The organism is Duganella margarita (assembly GCF_009857535.1).
Lineage (GTDB): Bacteria > Pseudomonadota > Gammaproteobacteria > Burkholderiales > Burkholderiaceae_D > Rugamonas > Rugamonas margarita.
Genome location: NZ_WWCS01000003.1, coordinates 25,721 through 41,144, shown reverse-complemented (window position 1 = coordinate 41,144; position 15,424 = coordinate 25,721). Strand labels below are relative to the sequence as shown.

15 protein-coding genes are annotated in these 15,424 nt (G+C 64.3%); 5 read left to right on the top strand and 10 right to left on the bottom strand.

What is annotated here, in order from left to right; all coding sequences use genetic code 11:
• The first annotated feature begins 72 nt into the window (after positions 1-72).
• The gene (locus GTP55_RS05025) at positions 73-582 is read left to right on the top strand and encodes a hemerythrin domain-containing protein (protein WP_161043883.1); all 510 of its coding nucleotides are present in this window, start codon (positions 73-75) and stop codon (positions 580-582) included.
• On the opposite strand, the gene coaD is transcribed toward GTP55_RS05025, so the two are convergent.
• From coaD to GTP55_RS05000, 5 genes are all read right to left on the bottom strand, one after another.
• Positions 583-1,731: a pantetheine-phosphate adenylyltransferase gene (coaD, locus tag GTP55_RS05020; protein WP_161043882.1), complete on the bottom strand. Its 1,149-nt coding sequence runs from the start codon at positions 1,729-1,731 to the stop codon at positions 583-585.
• A 32-nt stretch (positions 1,732-1,763) separates the two neighbouring features.
• Positions 1,764-3,140 (bottom strand): ATP-binding protein, encoded by a 1,377-nt coding sequence (locus tag GTP55_RS05015; protein WP_229257754.1) that lies wholly within the window; start codon positions 3,138-3,140, stop codon positions 1,764-1,766.
• A gap of 8 nt (positions 3,141-3,148) precedes the next feature.
• Positions 3,149-3,808: a response regulator gene (locus GTP55_RS05010; protein WP_154359790.1), complete on the bottom strand. Its 660-nt coding sequence runs from the start codon at positions 3,806-3,808 to the stop codon at positions 3,149-3,151.
• Between the two features lie 49 nt (positions 3,809-3,857).
• Positions 3,858-5,351 carry a Do family serine endopeptidase gene (locus tag GTP55_RS05005; protein WP_161043880.1) on the bottom strand — a complete coding sequence of 498 codons (1,494 nt, stop codon included), beginning with the start codon at positions 5,349-5,351 and terminating at the stop codon, positions 3,858-3,860.
• Positions 5,352-5,503: 152 nt separating this feature from the next.
• Entirely contained in the window at positions 5,504-5,959 is a 456-nt protein-coding gene (locus GTP55_RS05000) for an Hsp20 family protein (protein WP_161043879.1), read from the bottom strand.
• Positions 5,960-6,184: 225 nt separating this feature from the next.
• On the opposite strand from GTP55_RS05000, the gene GTP55_RS04995 reads away from it, so the two are divergent.
• The 3 genes from GTP55_RS04995 to GTP55_RS04985 all read left to right on the top strand — a co-directional run bounded on the left by GTP55_RS04995 (position 6,185) and on the right by GTP55_RS04985 (position 9,146).
• A complete protein-coding gene (locus tag GTP55_RS04995) occupies positions 6,185-8,059 on the top strand; it encodes a M61 family metallopeptidase (protein WP_161043878.1) in 1,875 nt (624 codons plus the stop codon).
• Positions 8,060-8,141: 82 nt separating this feature from the next.
• A complete protein-coding gene (locus GTP55_RS04990; RefSeq protein WP_161043877.1) occupies positions 8,142-8,780 on the top strand; it encodes a glutathione S-transferase family protein in 639 nt (212 codons plus the stop codon).
• Between the two features lie 27 nt (positions 8,781-8,807).
• Entirely contained in the window at positions 8,808-9,146 is a 339-nt protein-coding gene (locus GTP55_RS04985) for a hypothetical protein (protein WP_161043876.1), read from the top strand.
• Here the strand turns inward: GTP55_RS04985 and GTP55_RS04980 are convergent.
• Genes GTP55_RS04980 through imuA form a run of 4 tightly spaced genes read right to left on the bottom strand, consistent with a single transcriptional unit; the run spans position 9,143 to position 12,890 of the window.
• On the bottom strand, positions 9,143-9,901 hold the full coding sequence (locus tag GTP55_RS04980; RefSeq protein ID WP_161043875.1) for an alpha/beta hydrolase family protein: 759 nt from the start codon (positions 9,899-9,901) through the stop codon (positions 9,143-9,145). The two genes, GTP55_RS04985 and GTP55_RS04980, sit on opposite strands and share 4 nt — an antisense overlap.
• 27 nt (positions 9,902-9,928) lie before the next feature.
• Positions 9,929-10,750: a TlpA disulfide reductase family protein gene (locus GTP55_RS04975; protein ID WP_161043874.1), complete on the bottom strand. Its 822-nt coding sequence runs from the start codon at positions 10,748-10,750 to the stop codon at positions 9,929-9,931.
• A gap of 39 nt (positions 10,751-10,789) precedes the next feature.
• Positions 10,790-12,268: a Y-family DNA polymerase gene (locus GTP55_RS04970; protein ID WP_161043873.1), complete on the bottom strand. Its 1,479-nt coding sequence runs from the start codon at positions 12,266-12,268 to the stop codon at positions 10,790-10,792.
• Positions 12,198-12,890: a translesion DNA synthesis-associated protein ImuA gene (gene imuA / locus GTP55_RS04965; RefSeq protein ID WP_161043872.1), complete on the bottom strand. Its 693-nt coding sequence runs from the start codon at positions 12,888-12,890 to the stop codon at positions 12,198-12,200. The genes GTP55_RS04970 and imuA overlap by 71 nt, the downstream gene beginning before the upstream one ends.
• Positions 12,891-13,006: 116 nt before the next feature.
• Here imuA and GTP55_RS04960 point away from each other — a divergent pair, with 116 nt between their 5' ends.
• Entirely contained in the window at positions 13,007-14,260 is a 1,254-nt protein-coding gene (locus tag GTP55_RS04960; protein ID WP_161043871.1) for a putative Na+/H+ antiporter, read from the top strand.
• Positions 14,261-14,267: 7 nt separating this feature from the next.
• Here GTP55_RS04960 and GTP55_RS04955 read toward each other — a convergent pair whose 3' ends face one another.
• A complete protein-coding gene (locus GTP55_RS04955; RefSeq protein WP_202423562.1) occupies positions 14,268-15,392 on the bottom strand; it encodes an extracellular catalytic domain type 1 short-chain-length polyhydroxyalkanoate depolymerase in 1,125 nt (374 codons plus the stop codon).
• Positions 15,393-15,424 lie beyond the last annotated feature (32 nt).

The window sequence follows — 15,424 nt, the reverse complement described above, 5'->3', positions numbered from 1 at the left end:
GACCAGTGCGGGGGCGGCTCCTAGACTGGCTTGGCAGTCCCCGCACGTTCATTAGCCACGCAAGGAGCCGACATGAGAACCACTACCCCATCGCAGGATAAGATTCCAAAGCCTATTCCCACCGCCACCGAACCGCAGGATGCGATCACGCTGCTCACCGAAGACCACGAGCACGTCAAGTCGATGTTCGAGCAATATGAAGAGCTGGGCGACCGCGCGCACGTCAGCAAACACAAGCTGGCATTGCAGATCTGCGAAGAGCTGACCAAGCATGCGACGGCGGAAGAAGAGATTTTCTACCCGGCCGTGCGCAAAGCCACCAAGGAAGAAGACCTGGTGGACGAAGCCGTGGTTGAACACGCCTCGGCCAAAGACCTGATCGCGCAGATCATCAGCATGGAGCCGACCGACGACCTGTACGACGCCAAGGTCAAGGTGCTGGGCGAGCTGATCGACCACCACGTCAAGGAAGAAGAAGAGGAAATGTTCCCCAAGGCGCGCAAGGCCAAGCTGGACCTGATGGCGCTGGGCGAAGCCATCGCCATTCGCAAGGAACAAGTCGAACTGCCGCCGACCGCCTGATTAAGCGGCCGCCAGCCGCGCCATCTCGCGCTGCATGTTGTCGATGGCGCGCTCGTTGTACTGTTCGGCGAAGTAGGCGTTGCCGAACAGCAGCCCTTGCTGCGCCTTGCGGCACAGGTGCGCCAGCGCCGCGCCGCGCTGTTCGCGATAAACGTCGTCCGCCATGTGGCTGTACTCCTGGCGGATGGCGCGCGCGTAATTCTGGTAGACCTCATCATCCTGGCCCAGAATCGCCAGATCCACACTCAGCAGCACGTCTTTTAACCGGTGCGTAATCGCCGCTTCCTGGAAATGATCAGTGGCGCGTATCAGTTCGGCCGCGTCGTCCATTTCCTGCCCCAGATGGCTGCCCAGCCACATCTGCGCGCTGGCTTCCTCGTTGGTCGGCGCCGCCGGGTCGCCGGTGTGGCCATACTCGGCATCGTGAAACCAGAACGCCTGCTTGATGATGTCGACATCGGCCGGCTCCGGCCGCATATTGCCGGCCCACACGCGGATCTCGCACAGGCCATGCACCAGATGGTCGAGGTTGTGATAGTAGCGCGCTGAACCGCCGTAGCAATCGGGGCCGGTCAGCCGCGCGAACCAGTCGTCCGCATGGGCGATCGCGGTGGCGTCGCGGTGCTCGTAATCCCACAAGGTTTCCCATTCCCTGCGCAGCCAGCTCAGCACCCAGGCGTGATACGCCGGACCGGGCACGAATTTCTTCATGATCCAGTTCCAGCCAATCGGCCCTTCCAGCGCCTTGACGAACGACGAACTGACCGAACCCAGGTCGCGCGGCGGCATCACGAACACCGTCTTCGCGCCTTGCAGCACGTCCACATTGGTCTGCTGGATCAGATTCTCGTAATCGAAGTCGGCGGTGGTGCGGATGCCGCGGATCAGGCACTCGACGCCCTGCTTCTTGGCCGCGCGCGCCGTGTAGTCGCCGCGCACGATCACCACCGAGACATTGTCCCAGCCCTGCTCCGTGCAGCTAAGCGAGATGATGCTCTTGCGCTCCTCGGCCGAAAACTTGGGCTTCTTGGCCGGATTTTCAGACAGGAAGACCACTACCTCGTCCGCCAGCGAGCGGGCTTCGTTGATCACCCACATATGGCCGTTGGTGATCGGGTCCAGGGTTCCCGAAAATCCGATTTTGTTCATGCACCACTCCAACACCGTGTCAAAACGGCATTTTAGACCGGAGTGGGCTTGCTAGTCTCGGGAAAATCGACATTCACCTTCAGACCGCCCAAACGGTCGGACTGGCCGAGCGACAGCACGGCGCCGTGGCGCTCGGCAATCGACTGCACGATCGCCATGCCCAGGCCGCTGCCGCCAGCCGGACTGCCCGGCACGCGGTAGAAGCGGCTGAACACCCGTTCGCGCTCCTCGGCCGGGATGCCGGGGCCGGAATCCTCGACGCTCAGCACAATCCGCGGCCGGGCATTTTTTGTGGCGGCCACGCTACGCTGCAGGTCGATATCGACGGTGCCGCCGGCCGGCGTGTACTTGATGGCGTTGTCGACCAGGTTGCGCAGCAGGATCAGCAGCGCATCCGGATGACCGGCCACCACCACATCCTCGTTATGATGCAGGCCGAGGTCGATCTGGCGCGCCTGCGCCAGCCCGTTCATGTCGCCCAGCACGCGCTTGACCACGTCGCCCAGGTTGACCGGCTCCGACTTGATCTCCTCGCTGGCGCCCTCCTGCCGCGCCAGCACCAACAACTGCTCCACCAGCCGCGTGGCGCGCTCGATGCCGGCCGTAACGCGCGACACTGCCAGCTTGCGCGCCGCCTCGTCCTGCGCCCGCTCCAGGCTCAGCACCTGCAACTTGAGCGCCGCCAGCGGCGTGCGCAGTTCGTGCGCGGCGTCGGCCACAAAGTGCTGCTGGGCGTCGAACGCCGTGCGCACCCGGACAAACAGCAAATTGAGCTCCTGCACCAGCGGCAGCACTTCATCCGGCAAATCGTTTTCCGACACCGGCGACAAATCCTCGGCCTGGCGCGCGGCCACCTGCCGCTTGACGCGCGACACCGGCGCCAGCGAACCTGACACCACCCACCACACCACCAGCATCAGCACCGGCGCCATGACGGCGATCGGGCCGACCGTGCGCAAGGCCAGCGTGCCGGCCATGCGCTGGCGCACCGCCATGTCCTGCGCGATCTGCACCGTCTGGTTGGAGGTCTGCACCGAGAACACCCGGTAGGTGGTCTTGTTGACGCGCACATTGGAAAAGCCCAGCACCGCCCGCTGCGGCAAGGCCGCGCGCGACAGCGAGCGGAACACCTGCGCGCCGTCCGGGGTCCACACCTGCACCACCAGATCGTCGTTTTCCGGATCGGCCGCGGTGTCGGCCGCCTTGTTGGTCAGCGTGGCGCTGGAGCGCAGCGACATCGCCATCTGCTGCATGTGATAGTCGAAGATCTGGTCGGCGTCGCTCAGCGCGCTGCGGTAGGCGATCATCGCTTGCGCAAAGGCCGCCATGGTGATGGCGGCCAGCAGGAACCACAACAAACGGCCGCGCAGCGAGTGGGTCACCACCGGCACGCGCGGCAGCGGCGGCATCCTTACCTTCATAGTTTCGGCACCATGTAGCCGAGGCCGCGCACGTTCTGGATCAGTTCCGCGCCGAGTTTCTTGCGCAGGCCGTGGATGTAGACTTCCACCGCGTTGCTATTGACTTCATCCTTCCAGCTGTACAGCTTTTCTTCCAGCTGGTGGCGCGACAGCACGATGCCCGGCCGCGCGATCAGCGCTTCCAGCACCGCCCATTCGCGCGCCGACAGGCTGACCGGCTTGCCGTCGGCGATCACTTCGCGGGTTTGCGGATTGACGGTGACGTTGCCGTGCTCGAACACCGGCTCGGCGCGGCCGGCCGACCGGCGCAGCAGCGCGCGGATGCGGGCCAGCAGCTCGTCCAGGTCGTAAGGCTTGAGCACGTAATCGTCGGCGCCGGCGTCCAGGCCGGCAATGCGCTGTTCCTTGGCGTCACGCGCGGTGGCGATCAGCACCGGGGTCAGTTCCTTGCGCAGGCGCATCGAGCGCAGCACGTCGAGGCCGTCCTTGCGCGGCAGGCCCAGGTCCAGCAGCACCAGATCGTAGGTCTGGGTTTGCAGCGCGGTGTCGGCCATCGCGCCGTCCTTGACCCAGTCGACCGCGTAGTGCTCGGCCCGTAACAGGTCCAGCACTACCTCGCCGATCATCGTGTCGTCTTCCACCAGCAGAAGTCGCATGTTATTTCCTTTCTATTTTTGTTGAAGCGTTCTGCCGATGCGACGCATCTTATCCCAGGCGCACCGGAATGAAGATTTTATCGTCCCCGCGCTGGATCAGCAATGCCACCGACTTGGACGACTTGCCCACCACCTCGCGCACCTGGTCGACGCTGTTGACCGGACGGCCGTTGACCGACAACAGCACATCGCCCGGCTGCACGCCGGCATCGGCCGCCGCGCCGCCCGCATCCTGGATCAGCAGGCCGCCGGCGATGCCGGAATCACGCCGTTCGGCCGGCTCCAGCGGACGCAGCGACAAGCCCAGGCGCAGCTTGGCGCCGGGCTGGTCCGCCCCAGGCGCATCGCCCTTGGCCACCTTGTCCGTCGCGTTACCCAGCGTGGCGACAATCTGCACCGGCTTACCCTGGCGCCAGATCTCCAGCGTAATCTTCTCGCCCGGCGTCGACAAACCGACCATGGACGGCAGGTCGACCGAACTGATGATCTTCTGGCCGTTGACCGAACGGATCACATCGCCCGCCTTTAAGCCGGCTTTATCCGCCGGGCCGCCGCGTTCCACATTGGCGATCAGCGCGCCTTCCGGCGTGGCAAGGTTAAAGGAATCGGCAAAGCCCTGATTCACTTCCTGCACTTCCACGCCCAGCTTGGCGTGTACCACCTTGCCAGTAGAAACGATCTGGTTCTTGATCTTGTTGGCGACGTCGATCGGGATGGCGAACGACAAGCCCTGATAGCCGCCGGTCTGGCTATAAATCTGCGAGTTGATGCCGACCACCTCGCCGCGTGTATTGAACAGCGGGCCGCCGGAGTTACCCGGATTGACCGCGACGTCGGTCTGGATGAAGGGCACGTTACCGTCCGGCAGCGAGCGGCCCTTGGCGCTGACCACGCCGGCGGTCACAGTGTTATCCAGGCCGTATGGCGAACCGATGGCCAGCACCCATTCGCCCACTTTCAGGTCGTTGCCCTTGGCCAGCGGCACCACCGGCAAGTTCTTGGCGTCGATTTTCAGCACGGCGACATCGCTTTGCGGATCGGAGCCGAGTACCTTGGCGCGGAATTCGCGGCGGTCAGTCAGCTTGACCACCACCTCGCTGGCGTCACGCACCACGTGGGCGTTGGTCAGGATAATGCCATCCGGGCTGATGATGAAGCCGGAGCCGAGGCCATGGCTCGGCGCCTGGCGCTGCTGGCCGCGCTGCTGACCCTGGAAGCGGCGGAAGAATTCGTAGAACGGATCGTCCGCATACGGATCGCCGCGGCCCTGCTGAGCGTCCGGATCGAAGGCGGTCTTGGTGCTGCCGGTGACGTTGATATTGACCACGGCCGGGCCGTTCTGGGTCACGATGCTGCTGAAATCAGGCAGGGAGATGGCGGGCGCGCCGACCGGCGCCGGCGCGGCGCTGGCAGCGACGGCAGCGACCGGCACGGTGGCGGCGGCAACGGCGGCGCTCTGTTTGACAGCGACCGCACCGCCGACGCCGATCACGCCCAGCACGGCGACAGCGACGGCAGCGCGTTTCAAAGTAGTGGTGGACATAACGGTTCTCCTAATGAGTGAAAACTTTAGATGTATCCAATATGACGCTAAAAACTTAGGCCCTACTTAACCAAAAAGCGGCTGAAAACGCAAAACTGGCCGGATATACCGGCCAGTTGCAACTACTGCATTAAAGCGTGATTAAGCGCGCATCAAGCGGCCTGACGCTGCTCCAGCGCGGTGACGTTTTCGCCGCCGTCGATGACGATTTTGCGTGGTTTCAGCGCTTCCGGAATTTCCCGCACCAGTTCAATGGTGAGCATGCCGTTGTCGAAGCTGGCGCCGGTCACTTTGACGTGGTTGGCCAGCTGGAAGCGCTGCTCGAAGTCACGGGCGGCGATGCCGCGATGCAGATAGGTGCGCTCGGTGGCGTCCTTCTGTTTGCGGCCGACCACGGTCAGCGCGTCACGCTCGAAGGTGATGTCGATTTCCGAACGGTCGAAACCGGCCAGGGCCATGACGATGCGGTACTGGTCATCCGATACCAGCTCGATGTTGTATGGGGGATAGCTAGGGGTCTCGCTGCGTTGGGCGTCGTTCAGCAGTTGTGCCAGACGATCGAAGCCAATGGCGGAACGGTACAGTGGGGCGAGGTCAAAAGTACGCATGATAGATATCCTTGTCAAAATAAGCGATATGGTTAAACCGGGGAACATCCCCTCTCACGGTCCCCATCTGGGCAACCGCTGATTCCCATATGCGTCGTGCCGCACGGCTTTCAAGAGTTTTTGTGCGAATTTTTTTTCGCTGCATTGCGGCACGCGTTTTGCGAGATTTGCAAGTTCAGCGCGTGCTACACTCTTTCTCTTGTTCAACCGTTTCGTGTGCCAACTATGACCTTGACCCGTGCCGTACTTGCCGCCGTGCTGGCTACCGCCTTCAGCGCCCAAGCCGCTTCCGACCAGCCTTATCCAGGCACCATCGTTCTGAAAGTGGACGCCACCAACACCGCCCAGCAGATCTTCCGCGTGCGCGAAAGCATCCCGGCCAAGGCCGGCAAGCTGACGCTACTGTATCCGCAGTGGATCCCTGGCAATCACGGCCCGAGCGGCGCGCTGAACCAGTTCGCCGGCCTCAAGGTCAGCGCCAACGGCCAGCCGGTGGAATGGACGCGCGACCCGGTCAACGTCTACGCCTTCCACCTCACCGTGCCGAAAGGCGCCAATAGCGTCGAGGTCGAATTCGAATACCTGTCGCCGGTGGAAGCCAACCAGGGCCGCACCACCATGACCAACGACATCCTGGGCGTGCAATGGCAATCGGTGGCGCTGTATCCGGCCGGCTACGCCAGCAACAAGATCACGGTGCAGCCCAACCTGACCGTGCCGGCCGGCTGGCAGTTCGGCAGCGCGCTGGAGCAGCAGACCCGTACTGGCGACCAGATCGCCTTCAAACCAACCGACCTGGAAACGCTGGTCGATTCGCCGCTGTTCGCCGGCCGCTACTTCCGCCGCATCGACCTCGATCCGGGCGCGAAAATTCCGGTGCACCTGAACGTCGTGGCCGACTCGGCCGAACAACTGGACGCCACGCCGGAACAGATCGCACCGCACCGCGAACTGATCCAGCAAGCCTACAAACTGTTCAACTCGCAGCACTACAAGCACTACGATTTCCTGTTCGCCATCAGCGACGAATTCGGCGGCATCGGCCGTGAGCACCACCAGTCGAGCGAGAACGGCGTCAAGCTGGGCTACTTCGCCGAATGGAAGAAATACGAAGCGCGCCGCGAACTGCTGCCGCATGAATTCACGCACTCTTGGAACGGCAAATTCCGCCGTCCAGCCGGCCAGGCCGTGGCCGACTTCAACACTCCGCTGCAAAATGAACTGCTGTGGGTGTACGAAGGCCAGACCCAGTACTGGGGCGCCGTCTTGGCCGCGCGCTCGGGCCTGATCAAGCCGGAACACACGCGCGACCTGATCGCCGCCACCGCCGCCCGCTACGACAACGTCAAGGGCCGCGACTGGCGCGCGGTGCAGGACACCGTCAACGACCCGATCATCAACGCCCGCCGCCCGCAAGGCTGGAACAACTGGCAGCGTGCCGAGGATTACTACTCGGAAGGCGAACTGATCTGGCTGGATGCCGACACCAAGATCCGCGAACTGTCGGGCGACAAGAAATCGCTGAACGATTTCGCCAAAGCCTTCTTCGGCGTGGATGACGGCGTCAACGTCGCCAAGCCGTACACCTTCGACGACGTGGTCAAAGCCCTCAACGCGGTACAGCCGTACGAGTGGGCCAAATTCCTGCGTACCCGCCTGGACGGCCACGGCCCGGGCGCGCCGCTGGACGGCCTGGCGCGCGCCGGCTGGAAACTGGCTTACAGCGACAAGCCGACCGAGTTCCTCAAGGCGCAGGAAGACTTGAGCAAATCGGCCAACTTCCAGTACTCGCTGGGCTTCTCGGTGGGGGCGGACGGCAAGCTGGAAGCGTTCCAGTGGGACGGCGTCGGCTTCAAGGCTGGCCTGTCGGGCGGCACCACGCTGCTGGCCGTCAACGGCCGCGCCTACAAGGCCGAACTGCTGCGCGCGGCAGTGACGGCGGCCAAGGACGGCAAAGAGCCGATCAGTCTGCTGGTAAAGAAAGGCAATCTGTACCAGACCGTCTCGCTCGACTACCACGGCGGCCTGAAGTACCCGCGCCTGGAACGCATCGAAGGCACGCCGGACCGCCTGGACGCCATCCTGCAACCACTGAAGTAAGCTCAAACCCGGGAGGTTACTACAGGGCGCGGCGTTATGGCGGGATGGATTATCGTTACGGAAATCCATCCCGAGGACCACCATGCTGACCCTGTACACCTGGACCACGCCCAACGGCCGCAAAATCCCCATCATGCTGGAGGAACTGGGCCTGCAGTACGCCATCGAGCCGGTCAACATCGGCAAGGGCGAACAGTTCACGCCCGCGTTCCTGGCCCTTTCCCCCAATAACAAAATCCCCGCCATCGTCGATACCGATGTGGATGGCGGCACCGTCAGCATCTTTGAAAGCGGCGCCATCCTCACCTACCTGGCCGAGAAGACCGGCAAGCTGCTGCCCGCCGCCGGCCCGGCGCGCTACAAGGTGCTGGAGTGGCTGCACTGGCAGATCGGCGGCCTGGGCCCGATGCTGGGCCAGGTCGGCTTTTTCGCCATCCGCGCGGAAGAAAAGTCCGAACTGGCGATCCAGCATTTCGTCGAGGAAGCGGACCGGCTGCTGGGCGTGATGGACAGGCAACTGGCCGACAACGTCTATATCGCCGGCACCCACTACAGCATTGCCGACATCGCCTGCTACCCGTGGGCGGTTGGCGTGCTGGACAAGCTGAAACCGGCGCTGGGCGACAAGCTCGACAGCAAGCCCAACCTGCAGCGCTGGCTCACCATGATCGGCGCCCGGCCGGCGGTGCAGCGCGGCATGGCGCTGCCGAAAGTGGACTAAGCCGTTTCTGGCGTGTATGCTCATCCTATGACACAAGATACCGACATCCAACTCAGCGGCCCGTTCAAGGCCTCCGACGGCTCCGGCCGTGCCCACGACGCCAGCGCGATTCGTATTTTTGACGAAGGCTATGGCGCCATCGACGTCTACGTCGACTTCAAAGCGCCGATCAGCGGCCTGCACAAAGACAAGGCGCTGATTGCTGCCGTGGTGGCGCAACTGCGCACCGTCGGCTACAAGGGCCCGGACCTGACCGCCGGCGATCCGGTGTTGCAGGAAGGCCGTCTGCTGGTGCTGGAAGCACCGGACGAGTTCACCGCCTTTGCCGTCAGCAAAGGCTGGAAAGACCTGTCGGAAGACTTCTAAAACAGATAGCGGTCGGCCCAGACCGCGATCACATTGGCCACATACACGGCGTCGTCCCGCCGTGTCAGCAGGTGGTCGGCGCTGTCCAGCGAGATGAAACTTTTCGGATGCCTGGCGGCGGTGAAAATCTCCATCGCATTGCTGAGACCGACCGTGTCGTCGCCCGGCGCATGCATCACCAGCAAGGCCCGCCGCAGGGCCGCGATCTTCAACTTCAAATTGTGCCCGCCCGCATCTTCGACAAATTGCTGCTGGATGCGGAACGGCCGGCCGGCCAGTTGCACCAGCGCCTCGCCGTCGCGCGCGATCTCGTCCAGATGCTGGCTGAACAGGCCGGTGACCGATACCGGATCGCTCGGCGCGGCAATCGTCACCACCGCCTTTACTTCCGGCATCTGATCGGCCGACGCCAGCACCGCCGCGCCGCCCAGGCTGTGGCCGATCAGCAGCTGCGGCGCCTGGTAGGTCTGGCGCATGAAATCGGCGGCCGCCACCAGATCGGCCAGGTTGGACGAGAAGTTGGTGTTGGCGAACTCTCCTTCACTGGCGCCCAGGCCGGTAAAGTCAAAGCGCAGCACGGCGATGCCGTGTTCGGTCAAGGCCTGCGCCACCCGGCTGGCGGCAAACACATCCTTGCCGCAGGTAAAGCAGTGCGCAAACAGCGCGTAGGCCTTGACCGCGCCGTCCGGCCCATCCAGCCGCGCCGCCAGCTTGTGGCCGTGCGCGCCGATAAATTCCTGTCGCTGAGATTGCATCGGTTTTCCTGAAAAGAATGTCTGCGCCTATTTAACCAAACTTCCGCCGCCTTGGGTGCCCGTCTCATCCAAACGATGGAGCAGCGCCGCTTCCGACAACGGCCCCATGTGCTGATACACCAGCTTGCCGGAGGCATCGAAGAACAAGGTGGTGGGATAGCCCATCACCGAAAACCCGCGCGCGGTCGCTTGCGTCGGGTCCAGCAGCACGTTGTTCAGCGCCAGCCGCCCCGCCGCCAGGAATTGCTGGATCACTTGCGGCGATTCGCCCTGGTTGACGAACACAAAGTTCACGTCCGGCCGCTGTGCCTGGACGTGCGCCATGGCCGGCATTTCCTTTTGACACGGCGGACACCAGGTCGCCCAGAAATTGATGACGGTCGGTTTGCCGTGAAAATCCGACAGCGTCACTTGCTGGCCGTTCAGGTTGCGCAAGGCGTTGCCGGGCATGCTGCCCTGCGCCGACGGGTTGATGAACAATAGCACCGAGCCTGCCAGCCACAGCACGCTGGCCGTGCCGACCGTCACCGCGACAGCCTTGCGGATGGCGCGGTCGCGCTGCCATATCACCAATGCAACCACCCAGGCGGCAATCACGCCGCTTTGCGCGTCCCAGCCGCCATCGCGGATGTCGAGCATGGTCAAGGGATGGTTCAGGTACAAGGAATGGTAGCGCAACACAAACCCCAGCCGCGCCACCAGCACCGCCGCAATAAACATGATGGTGATCGACGTCTCGATCTTGCGCTCGTTGCGGCGGTCGAAATAGCGGGCGATCGCAAAGCTGATGGTTACCACGATCAACAGCAACAGCGCGGTGTACGGCAATAACAGCGGGCCTATCTTCATGGCGTCGATTAAGTGGAAGCAAAAAGCGCATGATACGTGCTATCCAAACAATCCATGCAGATACCAGCGCGTTTCGGGCTCCGTGGCGCCGCTGTCGCGCTCCTTGAACAGCCAGTAGTGTGCGTTGTCCTCTCCTTGCGCCATGAAGTAATCGCGGGTCTGCATCGCGCCCCACCAGCCCGATTCGATGCGCTCGCCGGTGGAGCGGATGCGCAGCGGCGAACCGTAGTACGGACGATGGTCGCGCATCATCAACGCAATCGGCTTGGGCAGCAGCCAGGTCGGACGCGGCAGGCTGCCGATGTCCGACGGCAGTTGCGCGCGCGCCTCGGCCGGGCGAATTTTTGTCTGGATGCTGACCCAGCTGTTGGCGTGCTCGGGCCGGTAGTCGGCGTTGGGTGCGGCTTGCAGCACGTTGTCCGCCCCCAGCCGCGCGGCCAGCAGTTCCAGCAGGCGCTGCCAGTCTTCCTTGCTGCCGCCCGGTTCGGGGAACAGCGATTCGCTGGGCGGCGCCATCGGCTGCACCTGCGGCGCTTCCAGGCACAGGCCGATGACCGGCGCCGGCAACGCCAGCTTGGCCAGCCGCTCCTTCAGCAGGCGCACCAGATGCGTGTCTTTCCAGGTCGGTTCGGCCAGCATGATTTCCACCACCGTCGGCGGGCCGGCGACGCGGCCGCGCTCGTGTTCCAGCAACAGCTGGATGCGCTCCACCGCCAACTGGTGCGCGCTGAGCCAGCCGGTCAGTTGCAGCACCAGCCGGTGCGCGCCGAACAGCAGCGCTTCGGCATTTTCCACGCGGTCGAACAGTTCCAGCTTGGCGTGGAAACTGGCCGGCGCCGCCAGCCATTGGTGCATCTCCGGACGGGCGCCATGGGCGTCGTCCAGCATGTCCAGCAAGGCGCGGCCGCAACGGCGCTGCAAGCCGGGACGCGGCAGGCGACGCAGTTGGCCGATGGTCAGGCAGCCGATGCCTTCCAGCCAGTCCAGATAGGCGCGCGCCGGCGGCAGCAGGCCGGGCGGCAAGCTGTCCAGACGGCGCTCCAGCGACGCCATCGTCAAGGCGCGGCCGGCGTTGCTGCGCGCCAGCATCCAGGCGCCGCGCGCGGTCGGCGCGCAGCTGAGCGTGCCGGTGAAACCCAGCGCCCGCACGCTCTGCGCCACCCGATGACACAGCGCGCGGATACCGCCAAACAGGCGCAGGCTGGCGCCGACGTCCAATAGCAGTGTGGCCTCTTCCGCCTCAGCCAGTTGCGGCGTAAATTGCAGCAGCGCCAGCGCGGTGGCTTGCAATGCTTCCGCTTCCAGCGGCAATGAGCGCTGCTGGAACTGCGTGTGCGGCGCCAGCATGATGGCGCCGCCGCGCCGCAAGCCCCGGCGCACGCCGGCTTCATACGCCGCCGCCGACAGGGCGATCACGCGCTCCTGCTCCAGCACCACCGTGCCCTGGTCAGTTGACCAGCGCGGGCAGAATACTTCGAGCGGGAGCTGTGGCAGGTGTATCGCGATCCAGAGGCGCATGGCGTTGAAGCAAAGCAGGTGTTAAAGGTAAGAACAAGGGCGTATCGCGTTGCGGTCCGCGCCGTTTGACAAAGCCGATGTCGATTCCGCCCGCCGCCGGTTTCAACGACAGCCGCAACGGCGCCGGCGACGCATCCTGCGCGGCCGCCAGCGGCCGCACCATGCAGAACAGGGTCTCGCCGCTTTGCGCCGCCAGATGCAGCCGCCGCAGCGTTTCGCCGCGCGCCTGCTTTTGCCAGAACAGCAGCGCGCCGCAACAGCCGCTGCGCAGGATTTGTTCGGCTGCCCACAGCGCATCGCTGGCCTTGGCGCCGCTGCGCACCCACAACAGTTGCGATGGCTCCAGCCCCAGCGCGGCCAGCGCCAGCGCCTGCGGCAAGTGCGGCGGTTGCAACAGCACGATGGGACGCTTGTCCAGCGCGGCCAAGGCCGGCTGCAACAGGCGCAGCTCGCCGATACCGTGTTGCTGCACCAGCAGATCGATCAAGGTGCCCAGCGGCCAGCCGCCTCCCGGCAACTGCGCGGACAAGGCGGCAAAGCCGGTGTCTGCGCAGCGCGTGGCGCTGTGCGCCAGTTGGTCCGCGCGCCAGAGCGACGGATGCAGGGTTTCCGGGAGGGTCATGAGATTGTACCGCAAAATACTGTATAAATACACAGTACTATCTGCATCCTAGTTTGACAAGGTTTTTTTACCTTTGCTGTACCATGTACCCGGGAGAAATGATCAAAGGAAGCACTTTGCAAACGATACAACTAGTAGGCGCAATCCTGTTCGGTCTGGCGCTGATTCACACCTTCGCCGCCAAGTCTTTCGAGAAGCTGGCGCATCGCCATCCGCGGCATGCCGGGCTGTTCCATCTGCTGGGCGAGGTCGAGGTGGTGTTCGGCTTCTGGGCGTTTATTTTGATGATTGCGCTGGCCTTGCTCAACGGCGGCCAGGCGGCCATCGCCTATGCCGAATCACGCCAGTACACCGAGCCGCTGTTTGTGTTTGTGGTGATGGTGGTGGCGGCCTCGCGCCCGGTGATGGCGTTCGTCCAGCGGGTCCTGTCGGCGCTGGCGCGATGGCTGCCGGTGCCAGCCGAACTGGCGCTGGTGTGGTTCGGCCTGGCGCTGGTGCCGCTGACCGGTTCGCTGATCACCGAACCGGCCGCGATGACGCTGGCGGCGCTGATGCTGGCGCCGCTCATTTTCCGCGACGGCATGCCGGAATGGCTGAAGTATGCGGCGCTGGGCGCGCTGTTCGTGAACATTTCCATCGGCGGCCTGCTGACCTCCTACGCCGCGCCGCCGGTGCTGATGGTGGCCGCCACCTGGGAATGGGACACCGCCCACATGGCGTCGCAGTTCGGCTGGAAGGCGCTAATCGCGGTGCTGATCAACGCCACCGTGATCAGCCTCATGCTGCGCAAGCATCTGCGGGCGCCGGCGCCGGACGCCGCGGCCGACACTGCGCCTGCGGTGCCATGGGCGGTGACGCTGATCCATCTGGGCTTTCTGGCGGCGGTGGTGGTGCTGGGCCACCATGTCGAACTGTTCCTCGGCATCTTCATGCTGTTCCTCGGCTTTACCAGCGCCTACCAGCGTTACCAGAGTCCGCTGATCATCAAGGAAGGCTTGCTGGTCGGCTTCTTCCTGGCGGGGCTGGTGGTGCTGGGCGGGATGCAGCAATGGTGGCTGCAACCGATCGTCGAAAGCCTGTCGCCGCTGGCGCTGTTCTTCGGTGCAATGAGCCTGACGGCCATCACCGACAACGCCGCCCTCACCTATCTCGGCTCGCTGATCGACGGCATCTCGCCGCACGCGCAATACATGCTGATGGCCGGCGCCGTCACTGGCGGCGGCCTGACGGTGATCGCCAACGCGCCGAATCCGGCCGGCGCCTCGCTGCTGCGGCGCGGCTTCCGCGACGAATCCATCGGCGCCCTCGGCCTGCTGGCCGGCGCTCTGGCCCCAACCGCCATCGCGGCGCTGGCCTTCCTGCTGCTGTAAGTCACCGTTAGCGCTGGTGGCGCGAGAAGAATTCCAGCAGCATTTTGCTGGCGTCGGGGCCCGCTTTGGCGTTAAAGGCAAGCGCGGGATCGCCGCCGCTCCAGGCGTGTTCCAGTTGTTCGATATGGGCGATGCGCAGCATCAGTTTACGGCCGACGTACAGGTCGTGCAGCTGGTGGGCGTTGTGGCGGCCTTTCGGTTTGAACGTGACTTTGGCCGGGCCGGCGAGACGGTTCAGCAGCATGCTCTGGCGTGCCAGCTGGATCTGGTTGATGGGGCGGACCACGTTGTCGCCAGCGCCTTGCAGCAGGATGGCGGGCATGCCAGGAAATTGCGGCTGGCGTTGCAGGAGCTCGTGGACGGCGGTGTCGGTCCGCAGTCCGGCGCCGTGCTTCATCACGCCCAGCGCGCCGAGCGTGTTGTGGCCGACGCCGAACACGGGGCCGGAGTGCAGACCGACGGCGGCGAATAATCGCGGGTGGTTCAGCGCCAGGATGTTGGCCATGCCGGCGCCGGCCGATATGCCGGCCACGTAGATGCGCGAGCGGTCGATGGCGTACTGCGTCAGCACCTGGTGGATCATGGTGAGGATGGTCGGGACATCGCCGCCGCCCTCCTGCGTGGCGCGGTCATACCATTTCCAGCAGCGCTGCGGCTGAATGGTGGCGAGTTGCTGCGGATAGAGCACAGCGTAGCCCTTCTTCTCTGCCCATAGATTCATGCGCGTGCCTTGCGCAAACTGGGTGGCGGTCTGCTGGCAGCCGTGCAGCATGACGACCAGCGGCATGCCCTGGCGTTCGGCGCGTTCGGGAAGATGCTTGGGCAGATAGAGCCAGTAGCTCATGCGCTGCCCGGCGGCAGTCAGCGCGTGCGCGGCGAGCCATTTGCCGGGAGCGACGGCGGACGGGCGAAGCGTCGGCGCCGCGGTCGTGCGCGATGTTCGGGTCTTGGCGGCGGAGCGTGGGGCGGAAGGTTTGGCGACGGATGCGGTGGGCGATTTGGCGCTGATCGGCTTTATGCGTGGTCGGCGGGGCTTGGGCGTGGCCGGCGGCGTCGCCATGGCGGCGAATAGCTTGGCTGTGCGCGTGCCGGCGCGGATCAGACTACGCAGCAGCTTTCCGGATTTGGCCATCGCAACATCTCCCTGTTGCCACAGTCTACCTG

Coding starts and splice junctions, on each gene's coding strand:
- GTP55_RS05025 (WP_161043883.1), top strand. CDS start 73: ATGAGAACCACTACCCCATCGCAGGATAAGATTCCAAAGCCTATTCCC.
- coaD (WP_161043882.1), bottom strand. CDS start 1,731: ATGAACAAAATCGGATTTTCGGGAACCCTGGACCCGATCACCAACGGC.
- GTP55_RS05015 (WP_229257754.1), bottom strand. CDS start 3,140: ATGCCGCCGCTGCCGCGCGTGCCGGTGGTGACCCACTCGCTGCGCGGC.
- GTP55_RS05010 (WP_154359790.1), bottom strand. CDS start 3,808: ATGCGACTTCTGCTGGTGGAAGACGACACGATGATCGGCGAGGTAGTG.
- GTP55_RS05005 (WP_161043880.1), bottom strand. CDS start 5,351: ATGTCCACCACTACTTTGAAACGCGCTGCCGTCGCTGTCGCCGTGCTG.
- GTP55_RS05000 (WP_161043879.1), bottom strand. CDS start 5,959: ATGCGTACTTTTGACCTCGCCCCACTGTACCGTTCCGCCATTGGCTTC.
- GTP55_RS04995 (WP_161043878.1), top strand. CDS start 6,185: ATGACCTTGACCCGTGCCGTACTTGCCGCCGTGCTGGCTACCGCCTTC.
- GTP55_RS04990 (WP_161043877.1), top strand. CDS start 8,142: ATGCTGACCCTGTACACCTGGACCACGCCCAACGGCCGCAAAATCCCC.
- GTP55_RS04985 (WP_161043876.1), top strand. CDS start 8,808: ATGACACAAGATACCGACATCCAACTCAGCGGCCCGTTCAAGGCCTCC.
- GTP55_RS04980 (WP_161043875.1), bottom strand. CDS start 9,901: ATGCAATCTCAGCGACAGGAATTTATCGGCGCGCACGGCCACAAGCTG.
- GTP55_RS04975 (WP_161043874.1), bottom strand. CDS start 10,750: ATGAAGATAGGCCCGCTGTTATTGCCGTACACCGCGCTGTTGCTGTTG.
- GTP55_RS04970 (WP_161043873.1), bottom strand. CDS start 12,268: ATGCGCCTCTGGATCGCGATACACCTGCCACAGCTCCCGCTCGAAGTA.
- imuA (WP_161043872.1), bottom strand. CDS start 12,890: ATGACCCTCCCGGAAACCCTGCATCCGTCGCTCTGGCGCGCGGACCAA.
- GTP55_RS04955 (WP_202423562.1), bottom strand. CDS start 15,392: ATGGCCAAATCCGGAAAGCTGCTGCGTAGTCTGATCCGCGCCGGCACG.